This is a genomic window from Pseudomonas sp. Wu6 (genome assembly GCF_019891515.1).
GTDB classification, from domain to species: Bacteria; Pseudomonadota; Gammaproteobacteria; order Pseudomonadales; family Pseudomonadaceae; genus Aquipseudomonas; species Aquipseudomonas orientalis_A.
Map to the genome: position 1 here is coordinate 72,234 of NZ_JAFLXH010000007.1, position 19,250 is coordinate 91,483.

Below are 19,250 nucleotides of genomic sequence, written 5' to 3' on the forward strand. Positions count from 1 at the left end.
TTGCTCCAGCCGAGGTCTTGAATCTTTGAAACCCTACCCTATTCATTGCGTATCGATCGTTATTCCGGTCTATAACGAGCAAGAGAGCCTGCCCGAATTGCTGCGCCGCACCACGGCCGCCTGCAAACAGTTGGCTTACGAATACGAAATAATCCTGGTGGATGACGGTAGCCGCGACGATTCGGCGCAGTTGCTCGAAGACGCCGCCGCCGAAGATGGCAGCAACGTGGTCGCGGTGATCCTCAACCGCAACTACGGCCAGCATGCGGCAATCATGGCCGGTTTCGAGCAGTGCCGGGGCGAAGTGGTGATTACCCTCGACGCCGACCTGCAAAACCCGCCGGAAGAAATCCCGCGCCTGGTGGAACAAGCCGCCCTGGGCTACGACGTGGTCGCCACGGTGCGTAACAATCGCCAGGATTCGGCGTTCCGTCGCTGGCCTTCGCGCCTGATCAACCTGGCCGTGCAGCGCTCCACCGGCGTGGCCATGACTGACTACGGCTGCATGCTGCGCGCCTACCGCCGCACCATTGTCGACGCGATGCTTGCCTGCCGCGAGCGCAGCACCTTTATCCCGATCCTGGCCAACGGCTTTGCCCGTCACACCACGGAAATCCTGGTGCACCACGCCGAGCGTGAACACGGCGAATCCAAATACAGCGCCATGCGCCTGATCAGCCTGATGTTCGACCTGCTCACCTGCATGACCACCACGCCATTGCGCCTGCTGTCCATCGTCGGTTTCAGCCTGGCGGCGCTGGGCGTGCTGTTTGCCATTGCGCTGATCGTCATGCGCCTGGCCTTCGGTGCCGGCTGGGCGGGTGACGGCCTGTTCGTGCTGTTTGCCGTGCTCTTCGTGTTCACCGGTGGCCAGTTCATCGGCATGGGCCTGCTGGGTGAATACCTGGGCCGCATGTACAGCGATGTGCGGGCCCGCCCGCGTTTCTTCATTGAAAAAGTGCTGCGCAACCAACCGGCAGCACCGGCTCCAGTGGTCGTCGTTGATGGCCTGGTGTCTTCCCATACTTCTACTTCTACTTCCGATCAGGTCCAGTCATGAGTTCAAAAGCCGTTGTCTTCGCCTACCACGATATTGGCTGTGCCGGTATTGAAGCCCTGCTCGATGCGGGTTACGACATCGCTGCGGTGTTCACCCATGCCGATGACCCCAAGGAAAACAACTTCTACGGCTCCGTCGCCCAGCTGTGTGCCCGCAACGGTATCCCGGTGCACGCCCCGGAAGACGCCAACCACCCGCTGTGGGTCGAGCGCATCGCCAAGCTGAACCCGGATTTCATCTTCTCCTTCTACTACCGCAACCTGTTGAGCGAGCCCCTGCTGGCCACCGCCCGCCACGGCGCGTTCAACCTGCATGGTTCGCTGCTGCCCAAATACCGTGGCCGCGCACCGGCCAACTGGGTGCTGGTCAACGGTGAAACCGAAACCGGCGTGACCCTGCACCGCATGGTCAAGCGTGCCGATGCCGGTGCGATCCTGGCCCAGCAGAAAGTCAGCATCGAGCGCAGCGACACCGGCCTGAGCCTGCACGCCAAACTGCGTGATGCCGCCAGCAACCTGCTGCGCGACGCCCTGCCGCAACTGGCGCTGGGCAAACTGAGCGAAACGGCCCAGGACGAAAGCCAGGCGACCTGCTTCGGTCGCCGTACCGCCGCCGATGGCAAGATCGACTGGAAAAACCCCGCCGAACAACTGTTCAACCTGGTCCGCGCCGTGACGCAGCCTTACCCCGGTGCCTTTTGCGCGGTCGGCGAGCACAAACTCATCGTGTGGCAGGCCGAGGTGGTCAAAGGCAACGAAGGTTTGGCGCCGGGCCGCGTAATCAGCGTCAACCCGCTGCGCATTGCCTGTGGCGAAGACTCACTGGTGGTCAAGTTCGGCCAGCGCAACGACAACGGCCTGTACCTGACCGGTCCTTCCCTGGCCGATGAACTGGGCCTGGTGGACGGCTCCGTGCTGCGCGGCGCCGAGTCGGGCCGCAAGCCACGCCGTACCCGCGTGCTGATCCTGGGGGTGAACGGCTTTATCGGTAACCACCTGTCCGAGCGCCTGCTGCGCGACGACCGTTACGAAGTCTACGGCCTGGACATCGGCTCCGACGCCATCGAGCGCCTGCGCAGCCACCCCAACTTCCACTATGTGGAAGGCGATATCAGCATCCACACCGAGTGGATCGAGTACCACATCAAGAAGTGCGACGTGGTGCTGCCCCTGGTGGCCATCGCCACCCCGATCGAATACACCCGCAACCCGCTGCGCGTGTTCGAGCTGGATTTCGAAGAAAACCTCAAGCTGGTGCGTTACTGCGTCAAGTACAACAAGCGCGTGATCTTCCCATCGACTTCCGAAGTCTATGGCATGTGCCAGGACCAGTACTTCGACGAAGACACCTCCAACCTGGTGGTCGGCCCGGTCAACAAGCAACGCTGGATCTACTCGGTCTCCAAGCAACTGCTCGACCGCGTGATCTGGGCCTACGGCGACAAGGGGCTGAAATTCACCCTGTTCCGTCCGTTCAACTGGATGGGCCCGCGCCTTGATCGCCTGGACTCGGCGCGTATCGGCAGCTCCCGTGCCATCACCCAATTGATCCTGAACCTGGTGGAAGGCACGCCGATCCGCCTGTTCGACGGTGGCGAGCAGAAGCGTTGCTTCACCGACATCGCCGACGGCATCGAAGCCCTGGCGCGCATAATCGATAACGAAAACGGTGTCTGCGACGGCCAGATCATCAACATCGGCAACCCGGAAAACGAAGCCAGCATCCGCCAGTTGGGCGAAGAGCTGCTGCGTCAGTTCGAAGCGCACCCGCTGCGCCACAACTTCCCACCGTTCGCCGGTTTCCGCGACGTGGAGAGCAAGGCGTTCTACGGCACCGGTTACCAGGACGTGGCCCACCGCAAGCCTAGCATCGACAACGCCAAGCGCCTGCTGAACTGGGAGCCGACCGTGGAGATGAGCGAAACCATCGGCAACACGCTGGATTTCTTCCTGCGTGAAGCCATGCTTGAAATAGCGGATAAAAAGTAATGCAGGCAGGTCTTCGCATCGACGTCGACACCTACCGTGGCACCCGTGATGGTGTGCCGCGGCTGCTCGAGTCCCTGGACGAAGCCGGGGTCAAGGCGACGTTTTTCTTCAGCGTCGGGCCGGACAATATGGGGCGCCACTTGTGGCGCCTGATCCGCCCGCAGTTCCTGTGGAAAATGCTCCGTTCCAATGCCGCCGGCCTGTATGGCTGGGACATTTTGCTGGCCGGCACCGCCTGGCCGGGCAAACCGATTGGCCGCGACCTGGGGCATCTGATGCGCCAGGCCAAGGCCGCCGGGCATGAAGTCGGCCTGCACGCCTGGGATCACCATGGCTGGCAGGCCAATACCGGGCGCTGGAGCGACGCACAGCTGGTCGAGCAGATCCGGCGCGGCGTGGACACCCTGAGCGACATCCTTGGCGAGCGTATCGACTGTTCGGCGGCCGCCGGTTGGCGCGCCGACGAACGTGTGGTGCAAGCCAAACAAGCCTTCAATTTTCGCTACAACAGCGATTGCCGGGGCACCAGCCTGTTTCGACCGACCCTGGCCGATGGCAGCGCGGGCACCCCACAAATTCCGGTGGACCTGCCGACCTTCGACGAAGTCGTCGGGCCGGTGGTGGCTGCCATAGACTTCAACCGTTTCATCCTGGATCGGTTCAGCGCCTCGACGCTGAACGTCTACACGATCCACGCAGAAGTAGAAGGGATTCTGATGGCCAATGATTTTCGCCAGTTGCTCGCCCAGGCAGGGCAGCGCGGCATCGACTTCAAACCCCTGGGCGAGCTGCTGCCTGCAGATGTGACCACCCTGCCCCAGCAACAGTTGGTGCGTGGCGCATTGAGCGGCCGCGAGGGCTGGCTTGGAGTACAGCAGGCATGATCCGTCGCTGGGCATTGCCCCTGCTTTTGTTGGCGTTCGGGGTGGTTTACCTGTTACCGCTGGCGACCCACGGGCTGTGGATTCCCGATGAAACCCGCTATGCGCAGATCAGCCAGGAAATGCTGCTCACCGGCAAGTGGGCCGCGCCGCACTTCATGGGCATTCGCTACTTCGAAAAACCCGCCGCCGGCTACTGGATGATTGCGCTGGGCCAGGCGATCTTCGGGCAGAACCTGTTCGGAGTGCGTTTTGCCTCGGCCTTGAGCACCGGGCTGAGCATTCTGCTGGTTTATCTGGTATCACGCCGCTTGTGGAACGACCCGCAAAAAAGCCTGGTCAGCTGCGTGCTGTACATGAGTTTCGTCAGCGTGGCGATGCTGGGTGGCTACGCCAACCTGGACCCTCAATTCACGTTCTGGGTCAACCTGACCGGCGCTGCCTTGTGGTTCTGCTTCGACAGCACTACCCGTCGTGCTCGACTGGGGGCTTGGGCCTTGTTGGGCCTGGCCTGCGGCATGGGCTTCATGACCAAAGGCTTTCTGGCGTGGCTGCTGCCGGTATTGATCGCCCTGCCCTACGCGCTCTGGCAGAAGCGCTCGGTTGAACTGTTCAAATTCGGCCCGGTGGCCGTGGCCGTGGCGATCCTGATCAGCTTGCCCTGGGCATTGGCCGTGCACCTGCAAGAGCCGGATTACTGGCACTTCTTCTTCTGGCATGAGCATATCCAGCGCTTCGCCGGTGCAGATGCCCAGCATGCCGAACCGTTCTGGTACTACCTGCCGTTGCTGATCGCTTTCACGTTGCCGTGGGTTGCGCTGTTGCCGTCCACGCTCAAGCAGGCATGGTCGGACAAGCGCCTGCCGAAAACCGCGTTCCTGCTGCTGTGGCTGCTGATGCCCCTGGCATTCTTCAGTCTGGCCAAGGGCAAGCTGCCCTCCTACATCATGCCGTGCCTGCTGCCCCTGGCATTGCTGATGGGTTCAACGTTGAGTGACAAGCTCGCTCAAGGCCGGGGCCGCGTATTGCGCATCAACGGTTGGTTGAACCTGGCGATCGGTGTGCTCGTGCTGTTGGCGCTCATCTGGTTCCAATGGAAGAAGCCGCTGTACGAACCCGGTGAGGAAACCCTCAGCCTGGTGCTGGTATTTATCGGCGTGTTCGGCTGGATCCTGGCCAACCTGCTGCAGGCAGTACGCCCGGTGAAACTGTGGGCCGCGCCGCTGATCGGCAGTGGCTTGCTGGTGGTCTTGTTGCCCGCCGCCCTGCCCCATTCGGTGGTTTATAACAAGACGCCGGACCAGTTCATCATCGATCACGCCGAAGAACTCAAGCCCTCCGTTGCGCTGTTGAGCAACGACCTGGGTGCGTCCGCAGCGCTGGCCTGGCGGCTGAAACGGCCCGACATCACCCTCTACAACACCTCTGGCGAGGTGAAATACGGGCTGGCCTACGCCGATACCGCCCAGCGCCTGGTTGACCGCAATCAAATCCAGGCCTGGATGGCGCAAACCCGCCGCAGCGGTGCGGTGGGCGTGGTGATGCGCGTCAACAGCCAGGGCGAGAAGGAAGAACTCGCACTGCTGCCTCCGGACGGCCAGCGGTATGCCCAAGGCAATATCGTGATTCTGATTTTCCCGCAGGTCGCGCCATGATTACCTTGCTTCTATTGCTCACGGCCTGCCTGCTCACCTGCATGGGCCAGGTCTCGCAGAAGTTTGCCGTGGAAAGCTGGCGTGACGTGCCCGACGGTTGGGCGCTGAAGTTGCGCTCACCCTGGTTGTGGTCGGCGCTGGTGTGCCTGGGCCTCGGCTTGCTGGTGTGGTTGCTGGTGCTGCAGCGCCTGGAAGTGGGCATTGCCTACCCGATGCTCAGCCTGAATTTTGTGTTGGTCACGCTGATGGCGCGCTTTGTGTTTGCCGAGCCCATCGATGGCCGCCACTGGCTGGGCGTAGTGCTGGTCATCGCGGGTGTCGTGCTGTTGGGGCGCCAGGTATGAGCCGGACACGTGGTTTCGCCCTGGCCCTGGGCAGCGTCGGCCTGGTCAGCGCCGCCCAATTGGGCATGCGCTGGAGCATGACGCGGCTGCCGCTGCCGGATCAGTGGCCGAACGCCTTGAGCACCGGCAGCATCGACCCCAGCGCTCTTTGCGTGGTGATCCTGGCGATCATCGCTTATGCGCTGTCGATGCTCTGCTGGCTCGGCGCGCTGAAGCACCTGCCCCTCGGGCGTGCGTATTCACTGCTCAGCATCAGCTACGCGCTGGTGTACCTGCTGGCGGCCTGCCTGCCGGTCTTCAACGAACACTTTTCGCTTTCGAAAACCCTGGGGGTGGCGTTGGTCATCCTCGGCGTACTGGTCATCAACTCTCGTCGTGCTAGCACCTCAAGTCCCAGGAATACCCCATGAAAATCAGTGTATTTGGTAGTGGTTACGTCGGCCTGGTACAGGCCACGGTATTAGCCGAAGTCGGTCACGATGTTATTTGCATGGACGTTGACCAGCGCAAGGTCGAGTCGCTGCAGAAGGGCCACGTGACCATCTTCGAGCCCGGCCTGGCGGCCATGGTCAAGGAAAACCTGGAAAGCGGACGCCTGCATTTCACCTACGACGAAAAACTTGCCGTCGAGCATGGTGAAGTGCTGTTCATTGCGGTGGGCACGCCGTCGGACGAAGACGGTTCGGCCGATCTCAAATATGTGCTGTCGGTGGGTGATGCAGTCGCCCGCCATCGCGTGGCACCGGTGATCCTGGTGGAAAAATCCACCGTGCCGGTGGGCACCGGCGATACCCTGCGCGACCACATCCGCAAGAACCTGCGCGCCGCCGGCCGTGAGCTGCAATTCGATATCGTCTCCAATCCGGAATTTCTCAAGGAAGGCTCGGCCGTGGCCGACTGCCGCCGCCCGGACCGCATTATCATCGGCTGCGAGCGCGAAGAAGTGCGTGAGGTGATGCGCGAACTGTACGCGCCGTTCAACCGCAACCATGACCGCATCATCTTCATGGACCTGCGCAGCGCCGAACTGACCAAGTACGCCGCAAACTGCATGCTCGCCACCAAGATCAGCTTCATCAACCAGATCGCCGAACTGGCCGAACACCTGGGCGCCGACATCGAAGCCGTGCGCCTGGGCATTGGTGCCGACTCGCGCATCGGCTACCACTTCATTTATCCAGGTTGCGGCTATGGCGGCTCATGCTTTCCCAAAGACATGCGCGCCCTGATCCACAGCGCCAAGCAGGCCAACTGCTCCAGCGACCTGCTCGAAGCCGTGGAAGCAATCAACCAGCGTCAGAAAGGCAAGCTGTACGAGCGCATCAACGCGTTCTTCAAGGGGGACCTGCGCGGCAAGACGTTCGCCTTGTGGGGCCTGGCCTTCAAACCCAATACCGACGACATGCGCGACGCGCCGAGCCGCGTGCTCATGGAAGCGCTCTGGGAGGCCGGCGCCAACGTACGTGCCTTCGACCCCGAAGCCATGCAGGAAACCCAGCGCATCTATGGCGATGACCCGCGCTTGATGCTGATGGGCACGCCGGAGTCCACCCTGGGCGGCGCCGATGCGCTGATCGTCTGCACCGAGTGGCAGCAATTCAAGGCGCCGGACTTCGACCTGATCCACCAGCGCCTGAAAACCCCGGTGATCTTCGACGGGCGCAATCTGTACGACGGCGAGCGCCTGACGCGAAAGGGCTTCAAGTACTTCCCTATCGGCCGTGGTGACTCCTGCGACTTGCCGATCCCCCAGCAAAACTGGATGCCACAGGCCAAGGCAGGCTGATAAGTGAACAATGCGCACCCGCCCCTGCTCAATCCGACAATCCGTCTACAGTCACTGGGTTTGGGGCTTCTGGCACTGGTGCTATTCATCGCCGGCAACTGGCACCAGGCAATTATCGGCTTCGACTCGCGCTTCGTGGTATTTGCCCAGGAGATGCTGCGCCATGGCCCGAGCTTTTTCCCCACCACCTACGGCCAGCCGTATGCAGACTACCTGGCCACCTCGACCCTGCTGACCTGGTTGTTGTCCCTGCCATTGGGCGAGGTCACCAGCCTCACGGCCTGGCTGCCCAGTGCTGTCGCCTCGGCGTGCATCGTGGTGCTGGTGTATCGACTCACCGCGCCCTACTCCCAGCGCTGGGGCGTGCTGAGCATCGCCATGTTGCTGCTCAGCAGCACCTTTATCAGCGAAACCCGCGCCGTCTCCCTGGACCAGATGCTGGCGGCGGTGACGCTGGCAGTGTTTTACCTGGGTTATGCCCATGATCATTTCTCTGCCGCCAAGCGCCTGCACTGGGTGTTTGCGCTGTTGATGCTCGGTTTTGCGATTCGCGGGCCGATTGGTCTGGTCATCCCTACCGGAGTGCTGTGCAGCTATTACCTGATCAACCGTCAATGGCGGCAATTGTTCAGCTTCGGGCTGTTGGCGCTGGCGTTGCTGGCGGCGTGTATCGGCCTGTTGCTGTTGCTGGCCAAGCTCAGCGGTGGCGAAGACTTCCTGCATGAAGTGATTCGCATGCAATTTCTGGGGCGCATGGATGGCAGCGAAGGCTCCGGCGGCGTGCTGTATTACTTCACCAGCTCCCTGGGCAACTACGCACTGGCCTACCCGGTGGCGCTTCTGGTCTTGCTGGCCGTGATGAGCGGCGGTCGCCGAGCCGCAGACCCCGCGTTGAAGCTGGTGCTGTACTGCGCGGCGGCCGGTGCCTTGGTGATGCTTGGCTTGTCGGTGCCCCAGGCGAAAAAGGCACGTTATATCCTGCCGATGCTGCCAATGGCCGCGATCATTGCTGCGTATCCGTTCCAGGTCGCTCAGGGCCGACTGTTCAGCGGGTTGCGCGGTTTGATGCTGGTGCTGTGGACGCTGCTACCTGCGCTGTTGGCGGTCGGCCTGATCGCGGCGCGACGCCGCTACCCGGAACTGCTGGCCGATCTGGGGCTGATGTTCGGACTGCTGGCGGTACTGCAGGGGCTGGCGGTGCTGGCACTGTTCAAGGCGCGACTGCGCGCGGTCGGGCCGGCTTTCGTTGCGGTGGCGGCGGTCTGGACGACTTACATCTCAGTGGTCGAACCCCTGGAGCGCAGCCTTTACGACACCCGCACGTTCACGCTGGCGGCCAAGGAGCAGATCCTGCAACAACCGGCACCGCTGGTGTTGCATGCATTGGGCAAAGACGCAAAAGCCATCAAGTTCATGGTCAACTTCAATTGCGACAAGGTCCCGCTGTTTACCCAATTGCCCGTTGAACTCCAGCCTATTCAGGCGCCGGCCTGGCTGGTGATGAGCCAGGAGGACTTCCAGAACCTGACTGACCCGCACTTGCGTTTGCTCACGCCGACGCTCACTGGGGCATTCGATAAGACGCCTTATGTGTTGCTCCATCTGGAGAAAAACACCGCTCCCTGAGCGTGTTTCCAAAGAGCGCGTAAGAAATAACGCCAACTCACAAAACCGTGGGTGTTTTTCATCAAAATCACCGAGAAAACACCTACAGAGCTTTGCGTAAGGGCCGGTGCACTTTGCCTTCCGACGCCTGAACCTCAACTGTAGACTCGCTTGCCAAGTGGATTAATTATTTACCACCTGCGTCAGGCGATGTCTGGCACAACGCTGGTCGCGAACCTGCATAACAACAAGGAGTCAATGCCGTGCGAGAGGATAGGCTGGCTGTAGCGGCGCCGAGACTGGATCGGCTGATGGGGTTACGCGACGCACTGGTGGCGTTGAAGGGCCCGCTGGCTGACGAGCCAGGTATGCAGGAGAACCTGCACAAACGCTTGTTCAACGAAGAACTCGATAGCCTTGTGCTGGGCAAAATCAGCACCCCATCGCCCTTGGGTGCCGCTCGAACACCGTTCGGCGAAGCCTCTTGAATACATTTTTTTTGCATTCAACCCTCATTAATATGCATTGGCGTCGCTGTAACCCAGTTGGCACACTGCACGCGTTCCTCCCCCAATAACGTTGGAACGTTCAAGGCTTTCCAGGGAAAACCAGGCAAGCCTTTTTTTCGCCCCCCGTTTCAGGACCCTTTTCAATGCTCGCTCGCTGGTTACCTGCCGCCATCAACACCCGTCCCGCTGAATGGAGCCGCGCCGCCATCGGCATGGCGTTGGGCGCCCTGTTCAGTGTCTGGGTGTGTGGCCAAGTGTTTGGCATGGAAGTCGCCCTGCATCTGCTGGGCCCACTGGGAGCGTCGGCGGTGCTGCTGTTCGCCGTGTCGTCGGGGGCACTGGCGCAACCCTGGTCGATCATGGGCAGTTACCTGTGCGCGGCCGTGGTGGCGCTGCTCGTGGCACGCGTGTTGGGACGCACCCTGGGCAGCGCTTGCCTGGCGGCGGGCATGACCGTTGTGCTGATCTGCTGGCTGCGCTGCCTGCACCCGCCGGCCGGTGGCCTGGCGATGACGCTGGTATTGGCCGACCCGGCCTCCATCGCCCTCGGCTGGCACGAGCTGGCACCGGTCATGCTCGGGGCCGGTGCGCTGCTGACGTGCGCGCTGGCCTACAATAACGCCACCCGCACGCGTTACCCCAAGGCGCCTGCCGCACCGCTGCCGGTGGTGATCGGCAGTGCGCCCGCACCCGACCCGGCCATCACGGCGGCCGACCTCAAGCTGGCGCTGGCCGATATGGAGCAGTTCTTCGACGTCGAGCCCACGGCGCTGGAGGAATTGATCCATAACGCCGAAGGCCACGCGCGACGCCGCAGCATCGGCGAGGTCCTGGCCGGCCGCGTGGTTTGACGCGCTCTGCATAAATGCAACAACGACCTGCATGATTCCGGGTTGTACGCGGCAAATTTGCGCTGGTACGATCAGGCGATGATTCGCCCCCGAACATCTTGATAAAGAACAATAAAAGCAGGGAGTTAGTGATGACTGCTCAGGTATCCCCCGAAGCAAGCCACACCGATATTCAGCAGCAGGAAGTACTGAGTGAGGTGCGTAACCATATCGGTTACCTCACCCTCAACCGCCCCGCCGGTTTGAATGCCATCACCCTGGACATGGTGCGGCTGATGACAACGCGGCTACAGGCTTGGGCCGATGACCCGCGGGTCTACGCCGTTGTGCTGCGAGGCTCCGGCGACAAGGCCTTCTGTGCCGGCGGCGATATCCGTTCCCTGTACGACAGCTTCAAGGCTGGCGACACCTTGCATGAAGACTTCTTCGTGGAGGAATACGCGCTTGACCTTATCCTCCACCACTACCCCAAACCCGTACTGGCATTGATGGACGGCTTCGTGCTCGGCGGCGGCATGGGCCTGGTGCAAGGCGCCGACCTGCGCGTGGTGACCGAGCGCAGCCGCCTGGCCATGCCCGAAGTGGCCATCGGGTATTTCCCGGATGTGGGTGGCAGCTACTTCCTGCCGCGCATCCCCGGGGAGCTGGGAATCTACCTGGGCGTCACGGGCGTGCAGATCCGTGCGGCGGACGCCTTGTACTGCGGCCTGGCGGATTGGTACCTGGACAGCACCCGACTGACCGAGCTTGCGCAAAGGCTCGATAGCCTGCAATGGCGCGATTCTCCCCTCAAGGACCTGCAAGGCGTGCTCGCCCAACTGGCCGTGCAGCAATTGCCCGATCCGCCGCTGGCGGCCTTGCGCCCGGCGATCGACCATTTCTTCGCCCTGCCGGACGTGCCAAGCATTGTCGAGCAACTGCAGCAAGTCACCGTCGCCGACAGCCACGACTGGGGCCGGGCCACCGCCGACCTGATGCAGACCCGCTCGCCCCTGGCCATGGCTGTCACCCTGCAGATGTTGCGCCGTGGGCGCCACCTGCGGTTGGAGCAGTGCTTTGCCCTGGAGCTGCATCTGGACCGCCAGTGGTTCGCCCGTGGCGACCTGATCGAAGGGGTCCGCGCCTTGATCATCGATAAGGACAAAAAACCGCAGTGGAATCCGCCAACGGTGCATGCGCTGGACGCCAGCCATGTCGAAAGCTTCTTCCGTGACTTCGCGCAGATTGAGAAATAAGCCATGCAAGATCTTGAATACACAGAAGAACAAGTGATGATCCGCGACATGGCGCGTGATTTTGCCCGTGGTGAAATCGCACCCTATGCCCAGGCCTGGGAAAAGGCTGGCTGGATCGACGATGCGCTGGTGGCCAAGATGGGCGAGTTGGGCCTGCTCGGTATGGTGGTCCCGGAGGAATGGGGCGGCACTTACGTGGATTACGTCGCCTATGCCCTGGCCGTGGAGGAAATCTCTGCGGGTGATGGTGCTACTGGCGCCTTGATGAGTATCCATAATTCAGTGGGTTGCGGCCCGGTCCTCAACTACGGCACAGAGGCACAGAAGCACACCTGGCTGGCCGCACTTGCCAGTGGCCAGGCCATCGGCTGTTTCTGCCTGACCGAGCCCCAGGCCGGCTCCGAAGCCCACAACCTGCGCACCCGCGCCGAACTGCGCGACGGCCAGTGGGTGATCAACGGTGCCAAGCAGTTTGTCAGCAACGGCAAGCGCGCCCAGTTGGCCATTGTGTTTGCCGTGACCGACCCGGAGCTGGGCAAGAAAGGCATTTCAGCGTTCCTGGTGCCCACTGACACCCCGGGATTTGTGGTCGACCGCACTGAACACAAGATGGGCATTCGGGCGTCGGACACCTGCGCCGTCACCTTCAACCAATGCGCGGTGCCCGAAGCCAACCTGCTCGGCGAGCGCGGCAAAGGCCTGGCCATTGCCCTGTCCAACCTGGAGGGAGGACGTATCGGCATCGCCGCCCAGGCCCTGGGCATCGCGCGGGCCGCCTTTGAAGCGGCGCTGGCCTATGCCCGGGATAGGGTGCAGTTCGACAAAGCGATTATCGAACACCAGAGCGTGGCCAACCTGCTGGCCGATATGCAAACCCAGCTGAACGCGGCACGCCTGTTGATCCTGCACGCCGCGCGCCTGCGCAGCGCCGGCAAGCCATGCCTGTCCGAAGCATCCCAGGCCAAGCTGTTCGCCTCGGAAATGGCCGAAAAGGTCTGCTCCAAGGCGATGCAGATTCATGGTGGGTATGGGTATCTGGAAGACTACCCGGTGGAACGCTACTACCGGGATGCGCGGATCACGCAGATTTACGAAGGCACCAGCGAGATTCAGCGAATGGTGATTGCCCGCGAATTGAAGAACTACCAACTCTAACTGACACACCTTGGGCAAAACTGTGGGAGGGGGCTTGCCCCCGATGGCGGCGGATCAGTCAATATGTTGGTTGACTGTCACACCGCTATCGGGAGCAAGCCCCCTCCCACATTGGATCTGCTGTGTTGTGAAGTCTGGATTACGTGCATTGAATATCGGCGCCTGGCCGATCATGCAGAACCACCCGCTCTGCCTGACACACCGTGGGCAAAACTGTGGGAGGGGGCTTGCCCCCGATGACGGTAGATCAGTCAATATGTTGGTTGACTGTCACACCGCTATCGGGGGCAAGCCCCCTCCCACATTGGATCTGCTGTGTTGTGAAGTCTGGATTATGTGCATTGAATATCGGCGCCTGCCGATCATGCAGAACCACCCGCTCTGCCTGACACGCCGCGGGCAAACTGTGGGAGGGGGCTTGCCCCCGATGGCGGTGGATCAGTCAATATCCTGGTTGCTGTCACACCGCTATCGGGAGCAAGCCCCCTCCCACATTTGGATCTCCATGGAATGTGAGAATCTCGTTATTTGTCCTTGAACGCGGGCGTACGTTTGGCCACGAACGCTGCCATTCCCTCTTTCTGGTCCTGGGTCGCAAACGCTGCATGGAATACGCGGCGCTCGAAACGTACGCCTTCGGACAGGCTCACTTCAAATGCGCGGTTTACGCTTTCCTTGACCATCATGCTGATCGGCACTGATTTACCGGCGATCAGGGTGGCGACTTTCAAGGCTTCGTCCAGCAGTTCGTCGGCGGGCACGATGCGCGCGACGATGCCGCAGCGTTCTGCTTCCACCGCGTCGATAAAACGCCCGGTCAGGCACATTTCCATGGCCTTGGCCTTGCCCACCGCCCGCGTAAGACGCTGGGTGCCGCCCATGCCAGGCAGTACGCCAAGGTTGATCTCCGGCTGGCCGAATTTGGCGCCGTCACCGGCCAGAATAAAGTCGCACATCAGGGCCAGTTCGCAGCCGCCACCCAGGGCAAAACCGTTCACGGCGGCAATGATCGGCTTGCGGCGGTTGGCCACGCGGTCGCTGTCGCTGAACAGGTCGTCCAGGTAGATCTGCGGGTAAGTCAGCTCGGCCATTTCCTTGATGTCGGCGCCGGCGGCGAAGGCTTTCTTCGAGCCGGTCAGCACGATGCAGCCGATCTGCGGGTCGGCTTCCAGGCCATCCAGCGCGTGGTTCAACTCACTGACCAGTTGGGCGTTCAAGGCGTTCAGCGCCTGCGGGCGGTTGAGGGTAATCAGCCCGACGCGGCCCTGGACTTCGAGCAAAATGGTTTCGTAACTCATGTATCGGCTCCTTAAAGATTGCGTGAGATGACCATACGCTGGATATCGCTGGTGCCTTCGTAAATCTGGCAGACCCGCACATCGCGGTAGATCCGCTCCAAGGGGAAGTCGCTCAGATAACCGTAACCGCCCAGGGTTTGCAAGGCGGCAGAGCAGACTTTCTCGGCCATTTCGGAGGCGAACAGCTTGGCCATGGACGCCTCGACCAGGGCCGGCTTGCCGCTGTCGCGCAGGGCTGCCGCGTAGTGCACCATCTGCCGGGCCACGGCAATCTGCGTGGCCATGTCCGCCAGGCGAAAGGCGACGGCCTGGTGTTCGATCAGGGCCTTGCCGAAGCTTTCACGCTCACGGGCATAATCACGGGCCGCTTCAAACGCCGCACGGGCCATGCCCACCGATTGCGCGGCAATGCCTACGCGCCCGCCTTCAAGGTTGGCCAGGGCGATCCGGTAGCCCTCGCCCTCCTCGCCCAGGCGGTTGGCAAGCGGCACCTTAAGGTCTTCAAACAGGATCTGGCAGGTATCCGAGGCGTGCTGCCCCAGCTTGTCCTCGACCCGCGCGACGCTGTAGCCCGGCGAATCGGTGGGCACGATAAACGCACTGATGCCACGCTTGCCCGCCGCCGGGTCGGTGACCGCAAACACAATCACCACACCGGCGTTCTGCCCCGAGGTGATGAATTGTTTGCAGCCGTTGAGCACGTAATGATCGCCCTCAAGGCGTGCGCGGGTTTTAAGACTGCTGGCGTCGGAGCCGGCCTGGGGTTCGGTCAGCGCAAAGGCGCCAAGCATCGCCCCGCTGGCCAGGGGCTTGAGGAACTGTTCTTTCTGCTGGTCATTGCCGAACTTGAGGATCGGCACGCAACCCACCGAGTTGTGCACGCTCATGATGGTCGAGCAGGCGCCATCGCCGGCGGCGATTTCTTCCAGGGCCATGGCGTAGGCCAGGTAACCGGTGTCGCAGCCACCCCAGTGTTCCGGCACCAGCATGCCGAAAAAGCCCAGTTCGGCCATCTCACCGATGGCCTCCCGGGGAAAGCGATGGTCGCGGTCCCATTCGGCGGCGAACGGTTTCAAGCGTTCCTGGGCAAATTGCCGGGCCGCGTCGCTGATTTGCAGTTGTTCGTCATTAGGCAGCATGGTCAGTCCTTAATACAGGCATTCAACGGCCATGGCCGTGGCTTCACCGCCGCCGATGCAGATCGCCGCAACGCCGCGCTTGAGGCCTTTCTGGCGCAGGGCCGAGAGCAGCGTCACCAGGATGCGCGCACCCGAGGCACCGATCGGATGGCCCAGGGCACAGGCGCCGCCGTGCACGTTGACCTTGTCGTGGGGAATTTCCAGTTTGCTCATGGTGACCAGGCTGACCACCGCGAACGCTTCATTGATCTCGAACAGGTCGACATCCTCCAGGCTCCAGCCGGTTTTGCCCATCAACTTACGTATCGCCCCAACAGGCGCCACCGGAAACAGCCCCGGTTCATCGGCAAACGCCGCATGCCCATGAATCACCGCCAGGGGTTTGAGGCCGCGCTTGCTTGCCTCGGATTCGCGCATCAGCAACAGCGCCGCCGCGCCATCGGAGATCGAGCTGGAGTTGGCTGCGGTGACCGTGCCGCCTTCGCGGAAGGCCGGCTTCAGGCTGGCGATCTTGTCCAGCCTGGCCTTGGGCGGCTGTTCGTCATGCAGGATGGTTTTCTGCTCTTTGCCGACAGTGACCTGCACCGGAACGATTTCAGCGGCAAAACTGCCGTGGGTGATGGCTTCCTGCGCGCGCGTCAGGGAGGCAATCGCAAAGGCGTCCTGGGCTTGGCGGGTAAACCCGTTGTGCTCAGCGCAGTCTTCGGCAAAGGTGCCCATCAGGCGGCCCTTGTCGTAGGCGTCTTCCAGGCCGTCGAGGAACATGTGGTCGAGGACCTTGCCGTGCCCCATGCGATAGCCGCTGCGGGCGCGGTCGAGCAGGTACGGCGCGTTGGACATGCTCTCCATGCCGCCGGCGATCACCACGTCGACACTGCCGGCGCGCAAGGCATCGTGAGCCATAATCGTCGCTTGCATGCCCGAGCCGCACATCTTGTTGAGCGTGGTGCAACGGGTGGATTTGTCCAGCCCGGCGCCCAGCGCTGCCTGGCGTGCCGGCGCCTGGCCGAGGCCTGCGGGCAGTACACAGCCAAACAGCACTTCGTCGACGGCGTCGGTGGCGATACCGGCGCGCTCGACCGCCGCACGAATCGCGGCGGCACCCAGTTGCGGTGCGGTCAGGCCCTTGAGGTCGCCCTGGAACCCGCCCATGGGCGTGCGCACGGCGCTGACAATAACGATAGGGTCATTCATGAATGATGCCTCCTTACCTGGCTGCCATGCGCAAGGCGCCGTCGAGACGGATCACCTCGCCATTGAGCATGCTGTTTTCAATGATATGCCGCACCAGGGCCGCATATTCGACGGGTTTGCCCAGGCGTGGCGGGAACGGCACGCCGGCGGCCAGGGCCTCGCGTACCTGCGGGGTCATGCCGGCCATCATCGGGGTTTCGAAGATGCCGGGGGCGATGGTCATCACGCGGATACCGAACCGTGCCAGTTCGCGCGCGGCCGGCAAGGTGAGGCTGGCAATCGCGCCCTTGGAGGCGGCATACGCGGCCTGGCCGATCTGCCCGTCGAACGCCGCCACCGAGGCGGTATTGATGATGACACCGCGTTCGCCATCGGCATCCGCATCGGTTTCAGCGATGGCCGCAGCGGCCAGGCGCAACAGGTTGAAGCTGCCGATCAGGTTGACGTTGACCACCTGGGCAAAACTGGCCAGGCCGTGCGGGCCGTCCTTGCCGAGAATCTTCTCGCCACGCACCACACCGGCGCAGTTGACCAGCCCGTGCAAACCACCAAAGGCGGCAACCGTGGCGTGTACGGCGGCTTCGGCCGCCGCTTCCTGGCTGATGTCCGCCACGGCGCTGCGGGCGTTGTCGCCAAGCTGGCTGGCCTTGGCGGCAACGGCGTCGGCGTTGAGGTCCACCAGCATGACCTTGGCGCCCGCCGCGATCAGCATGTCAGCGGTGGCCGCGCCGAGACCGGAAGCGCCGCCGCTGACCAGGAATACCTTGTTTTCAATCTGCATCACTGTTTCCTTTTGAAAAGATCACGCCACGGCCGCCTGGGCCTTGGCGATTTCCTGATTACGCAAGATGAAGCGTTGCAGCTTGCCGCTGGGGGTCTTGGGCAAGTCGCTGACGAATTCGATTTCCCGCGGATACGCATGGGCCGCCAGGCGTTGACGCACGTGCAGGCGCAATTCTTCGGCGAGTTCCGGGGTGGCGCGGTATTGCTCGTTGATCACCACAAAGGCTTTCACCAGTTCGGTGCGCTCCGGGCAAGGTTTGCCGACCACGGCGGCTTCGATCACGGCCGGGTGTTCGACCAGCGCGCTTTCCACGTCGAACGGCCCCACGCGGTAGCCGGAGGTGGTAATCACGTCATCACTGCGCCCGACAAAACTGATACTGCCGTCCGGGTTGAGCTCCACGGTATCGCCGCTGAGGTAGTACTTGCCGACAAAGGCTTTGGTTTTCACGCCGTCGTAGCCTGCGAACCAGCACATCGGCGATTGCTCACGGTCGATGGCGAGAATGCCGGGCTGACCGGCAGGCAATTCCTGGTGGTTGTCATCCAGTACCACGATGCGGTGCCCGGGCGAAGCGAACCCCGCCGCGCCGACATGCACCGGATGCGCCAGGCCGTGGTGATTGCACAGCACCATGCCCAGCTCGGTTTGTCCGTAGTGGTCGTGAATGGTCACGCCGAGGTTGTCGGCAAACCAGCGAATCACCTCGGGGTTCAAGGGCTCGCCGGCGCTGCTGACGATGCGCAACCGGCCCTTGATCGAACGGGCGAACTGCTCGCCGCCGGCAATCAATAGTCTATACGCGGTGGGCGAGCCGGTCAGGTTGGTGATGCCGTACTTGTTGATGACCCGGCAGGTGCTTTCCAGGGTAAAGGGACCATCGTAGAAGGTAATCGGATGCCCCATGGACAGCGGCCCGGTCACGCCAAAATAGATGCCGTAGGCCCAGCCCGGATCGGCCACGTTCCAGAATGCGTCTTCGGGGCGCAGGTCCACCGCGTCGCGGGTATAGGCCTGGAATGCGACAATCGCCTTGAGCGGCACCGACAGGGCTTTGGACGGGCCGGTGGTGCCCGAGGTGAACATCAGCAAAAAGGGCTCGTCCGCCCCCAGCAGTACGGGTTCGCAGGTATTGGAATAATGGGGAAGTTCGGCCCAGAAGCTGAAATCGCCGCGCACCAGGCCTTCGCCTTTGGCCCCGGTGACCGTCACGATGGTCGGGCAGCCCTCCACGTCCGCGAGCTTGGGTCGATTTACCGCATCGGTGACCACCAGGGCGGCGCCGGAACTGTTCAGGCGATGCTCGATGGCCTTGGGCCCGAACGCGGTGAACAAGGGTTGATAGACCGCGCCGATACGCCAGGTGGCCAGGACCACCACCAGCAATTCGGCCGTGCGCGGCAACAAGCCGGCGACTTTGTCACCGCGCTTGATGCCCTGCCCCAGCAGGAAATTGGCAAAGCGTGCGGCCTGGTCCTGCAAGTCGGTAAAGGTGACCGTGGCGCTGCGCCCGTCCTTGCCCTCCCAGAACAGCGCAATACGCCCGGGCAGTGCATGACGGTCACAGCATTCCACACAGGCGTTGAGGGCCTGCAGGTTGCCGGCCAGCGTCATGTCGACGGTGTGCTGGTAATCGAATTCGGTAGTGGCGGCCAGGTAATCACGCATCGCTTCGGTTCCTTGTGTGTTTTTGTTTTAAGGACACTTCCAAACCAGGTCAATCGCCTGCAAATAGTCGCTCCACCGCGCTGCCACCAGCAATGGTC

Annotated in this window: 17 protein-coding genes; 12 read left to right on the forward strand and 5 right to left on the reverse strand. The window is 62.2% G+C overall.

The features are described 5' to 3' along the window. Positions 1 to 25: 25 nt before the first annotated feature. From arnC to J1G34_RS06880, 12 genes are all read left to right on the forward strand, one after another. Positions 26 to 1,060, forward strand: a complete 1,035-nt coding sequence (gene arnC / locus J1G34_RS06825; RefSeq protein ID WP_065884310.1) for an undecaprenyl-phosphate 4-deoxy-4-formamido-L-arabinose transferase — start codon at positions 26 to 28, stop codon at positions 1,058 to 1,060. Then, positions 1,057 to 3,048, forward strand: coding sequence for a bifunctional UDP-4-amino-4-deoxy-L-arabinose formyltransferase/UDP-glucuronic acid oxidase ArnA (arnA, locus tag J1G34_RS06830; RefSeq protein ID WP_122561853.1), 1,992 nt, complete (start codon positions 1,057 to 1,059; stop codon positions 3,046 to 3,048). Before arnC ends, arnA begins: the two co-directional genes overlap by 4 nt. Further along, positions 3,048 to 3,932 (forward strand): 4-deoxy-4-formamido-L-arabinose-phosphoundecaprenol deformylase, encoded by an 885-nt coding sequence (gene arnD, locus J1G34_RS06835; protein WP_222993631.1) that lies wholly within the window; start codon positions 3,048 to 3,050, stop codon positions 3,930 to 3,932. The genes arnA and arnD overlap by 1 nt, the downstream gene beginning before the upstream one ends. After that, complete coding sequence (arnT, locus tag J1G34_RS06840; RefSeq protein ID WP_222993633.1) at positions 3,929 to 5,584, forward strand: lipid IV(A) 4-amino-4-deoxy-L-arabinosyltransferase; 1,656 nt, start codon at positions 3,929 to 3,931, stop codon at positions 5,582 to 5,584. Before arnD ends, arnT begins: the two co-directional genes overlap by 4 nt. Further along, complete coding sequence (gene arnE / locus J1G34_RS06845; RefSeq protein ID WP_065884306.1) at positions 5,581 to 5,928, forward strand: 4-amino-4-deoxy-L-arabinose-phosphoundecaprenol flippase subunit ArnE; 348 nt, start codon at positions 5,581 to 5,583, stop codon at positions 5,926 to 5,928. The genes arnT and arnE overlap by 4 nt, the downstream gene beginning before the upstream one ends. Beyond that, positions 5,925 to 6,338 carry a 4-amino-4-deoxy-L-arabinose-phosphoundecaprenol flippase subunit ArnF gene (gene arnF, locus J1G34_RS06850; RefSeq protein ID WP_065935540.1) on the forward strand — a complete coding sequence of 138 codons (414 nt, stop codon included), beginning with the start codon at positions 5,925 to 5,927 and terminating at the stop codon, positions 6,336 to 6,338. Before arnE ends, arnF begins: the two co-directional genes overlap by 4 nt. Beyond that, entirely contained in the window at positions 6,335 to 7,714 is a 1,380-nt protein-coding gene (locus tag J1G34_RS06855; protein WP_122561854.1) for a UDP-glucose dehydrogenase family protein, read from the forward strand. The genes arnF and J1G34_RS06855 overlap by 4 nt, the downstream gene beginning before the upstream one ends. Positions 7,715 to 7,717: 3 nt before the next feature. Next, positions 7,718 to 9,340 carry an ArnT family glycosyltransferase gene (locus J1G34_RS06860; protein ID WP_222993635.1) on the forward strand — a complete coding sequence of 541 codons (1,623 nt, stop codon included), beginning with the start codon at positions 7,718 to 7,720 and terminating at the stop codon, positions 9,338 to 9,340. Between the two features lie 290 nt (positions 9,341 to 9,630). Next, positions 9,631 to 9,807, forward strand: a complete 177-nt coding sequence (locus J1G34_RS06865) for a hypothetical protein (protein ID WP_122464181.1) — start codon at positions 9,631 to 9,633, stop codon at positions 9,805 to 9,807. Positions 9,808 to 9,971: 164 nt separating this feature from the next. Beyond that, on the forward strand, positions 9,972 to 10,679 hold the full coding sequence (locus J1G34_RS06870; RefSeq protein ID WP_222993637.1) for an HPP family protein: 708 nt from the start codon (positions 9,972 to 9,974) through the stop codon (positions 10,677 to 10,679). A 131-nt stretch (positions 10,680 to 10,810) separates the two neighbouring features. Next, on the forward strand, positions 10,811 to 11,914 hold the full coding sequence (locus tag J1G34_RS06875; protein ID WP_222993639.1) for an enoyl-CoA hydratase/isomerase family protein: 1,104 nt from the start codon (positions 10,811 to 10,813) through the stop codon (positions 11,912 to 11,914). 3 nt (positions 11,915 to 11,917) lie between these two features. Further along, on the forward strand, positions 11,918 to 13,069 hold the full coding sequence (locus tag J1G34_RS06880; protein ID WP_222993641.1) for an acyl-CoA dehydrogenase family protein: 1,152 nt from the start codon (positions 11,918 to 11,920) through the stop codon (positions 13,067 to 13,069). 524 nt (positions 13,070 to 13,593) lie between these two features. Here J1G34_RS06880 and J1G34_RS06885 read toward each other — a convergent pair. Genes J1G34_RS06885 through J1G34_RS06905 form a run of 5 tightly spaced genes read right to left on the reverse strand, consistent with a single transcriptional unit; the run spans position 13,594 to position 19,152 of the window. Further along, a complete protein-coding gene (locus J1G34_RS06885) occupies positions 13,594 to 14,367 on the reverse strand; it encodes an enoyl-CoA hydratase (RefSeq protein WP_122561857.1) in 774 nt (257 codons plus the stop codon). An 11-nt stretch (positions 14,368 to 14,378) separates the two neighbouring features. Next, positions 14,379 to 15,506 carry an acyl-CoA dehydrogenase gene (locus tag J1G34_RS06890; RefSeq protein WP_122464185.1) on the reverse strand — a complete coding sequence of 376 codons (1,128 nt, stop codon included), beginning with the start codon at positions 15,504 to 15,506 and terminating at the stop codon, positions 14,379 to 14,381. A 9-nt stretch (positions 15,507 to 15,515) separates the two neighbouring features. Further along, positions 15,516 to 16,700 (reverse strand): acetyl-CoA C-acyltransferase, encoded by a 1,185-nt coding sequence (locus tag J1G34_RS06895; RefSeq protein ID WP_065897985.1) that lies wholly within the window; start codon positions 16,698 to 16,700, stop codon positions 15,516 to 15,518. A gap of 13 nt (positions 16,701 to 16,713) precedes the next feature. Further along, positions 16,714 to 17,481 (reverse strand): SDR family NAD(P)-dependent oxidoreductase, encoded by a 768-nt coding sequence (locus J1G34_RS06900; RefSeq protein ID WP_222993643.1) that lies wholly within the window; start codon positions 17,479 to 17,481, stop codon positions 16,714 to 16,716. 21 nt (positions 17,482 to 17,502) lie between these two features. Further along, entirely contained in the window at positions 17,503 to 19,152 is a 1,650-nt protein-coding gene (locus tag J1G34_RS06905; protein ID WP_065884295.1) for an AMP-binding protein, read from the reverse strand. Positions 19,153 to 19,250: the final 98 nt, after the last annotated feature.

Bases quoted from the DNA above. Each gene is read 5' to 3' on its own strand.
- arnA (WP_122561853.1), top strand. From the start codon at position 1,057: ATGAGTTCAAAAGCCGTTGTCTTCGCCTACCACGATATTGGCTGTGCC.
- arnD (WP_222993631.1), top strand. From the start codon at position 3,048: ATGCAGGCAGGTCTTCGCATCGACGTCGACACCTACCGTGGCACCCGT.
- arnT (WP_222993633.1), top strand. From the start codon at position 3,929: ATGATCCGTCGCTGGGCATTGCCCCTGCTTTTGTTGGCGTTCGGGGTG.
- arnE (WP_065884306.1), top strand. From the start codon at position 5,581: ATGATTACCTTGCTTCTATTGCTCACGGCCTGCCTGCTCACCTGCATG.
- arnF (WP_065935540.1), top strand. From the start codon at position 5,925: ATGAGCCGGACACGTGGTTTCGCCCTGGCCCTGGGCAGCGTCGGCCTG.
- J1G34_RS06855 (WP_122561854.1), top strand. From the start codon at position 6,335: ATGAAAATCAGTGTATTTGGTAGTGGTTACGTCGGCCTGGTACAGGCC.
- J1G34_RS06865 (WP_122464181.1), top strand. From the start codon at position 9,631: ATGGGGTTACGCGACGCACTGGTGGCGTTGAAGGGCCCGCTGGCTGAC.
- J1G34_RS06870 (WP_222993637.1), top strand. From the start codon at position 9,972: ATGCTCGCTCGCTGGTTACCTGCCGCCATCAACACCCGTCCCGCTGAA.
- J1G34_RS06875 (WP_222993639.1), top strand. From the start codon at position 10,811: ATGACTGCTCAGGTATCCCCCGAAGCAAGCCACACCGATATTCAGCAG.
- J1G34_RS06880 (WP_222993641.1), top strand. From the start codon at position 11,918: ATGCAAGATCTTGAATACACAGAAGAACAAGTGATGATCCGCGACATG.
- J1G34_RS06885 (WP_122561857.1), bottom strand. From the start codon at position 14,367: ATGAGTTACGAAACCATTTTGCTCGAAGTCCAGGGCCGCGTCGGGCTG.
- J1G34_RS06890 (WP_122464185.1), bottom strand. From the start codon at position 15,506: ATGCTGCCTAATGACGAACAACTGCAAATCAGCGACGCGGCCCGGCAA.
- J1G34_RS06895 (WP_065897985.1), bottom strand. From the start codon at position 16,700: ATGAATGACCCTATCGTTATTGTCAGCGCCGTGCGCACGCCCATGGGC.
- J1G34_RS06900 (WP_222993643.1), bottom strand. From the start codon at position 17,481: ATGCAGATTGAAAACAAGGTATTCCTGGTCAGCGGCGGCGCTTCCGGT.
- J1G34_RS06905 (WP_065884295.1), bottom strand. From the start codon at position 19,152: ATGCGTGATTACCTGGCCGCCACTACCGAATTCGATTACCAGCACACC.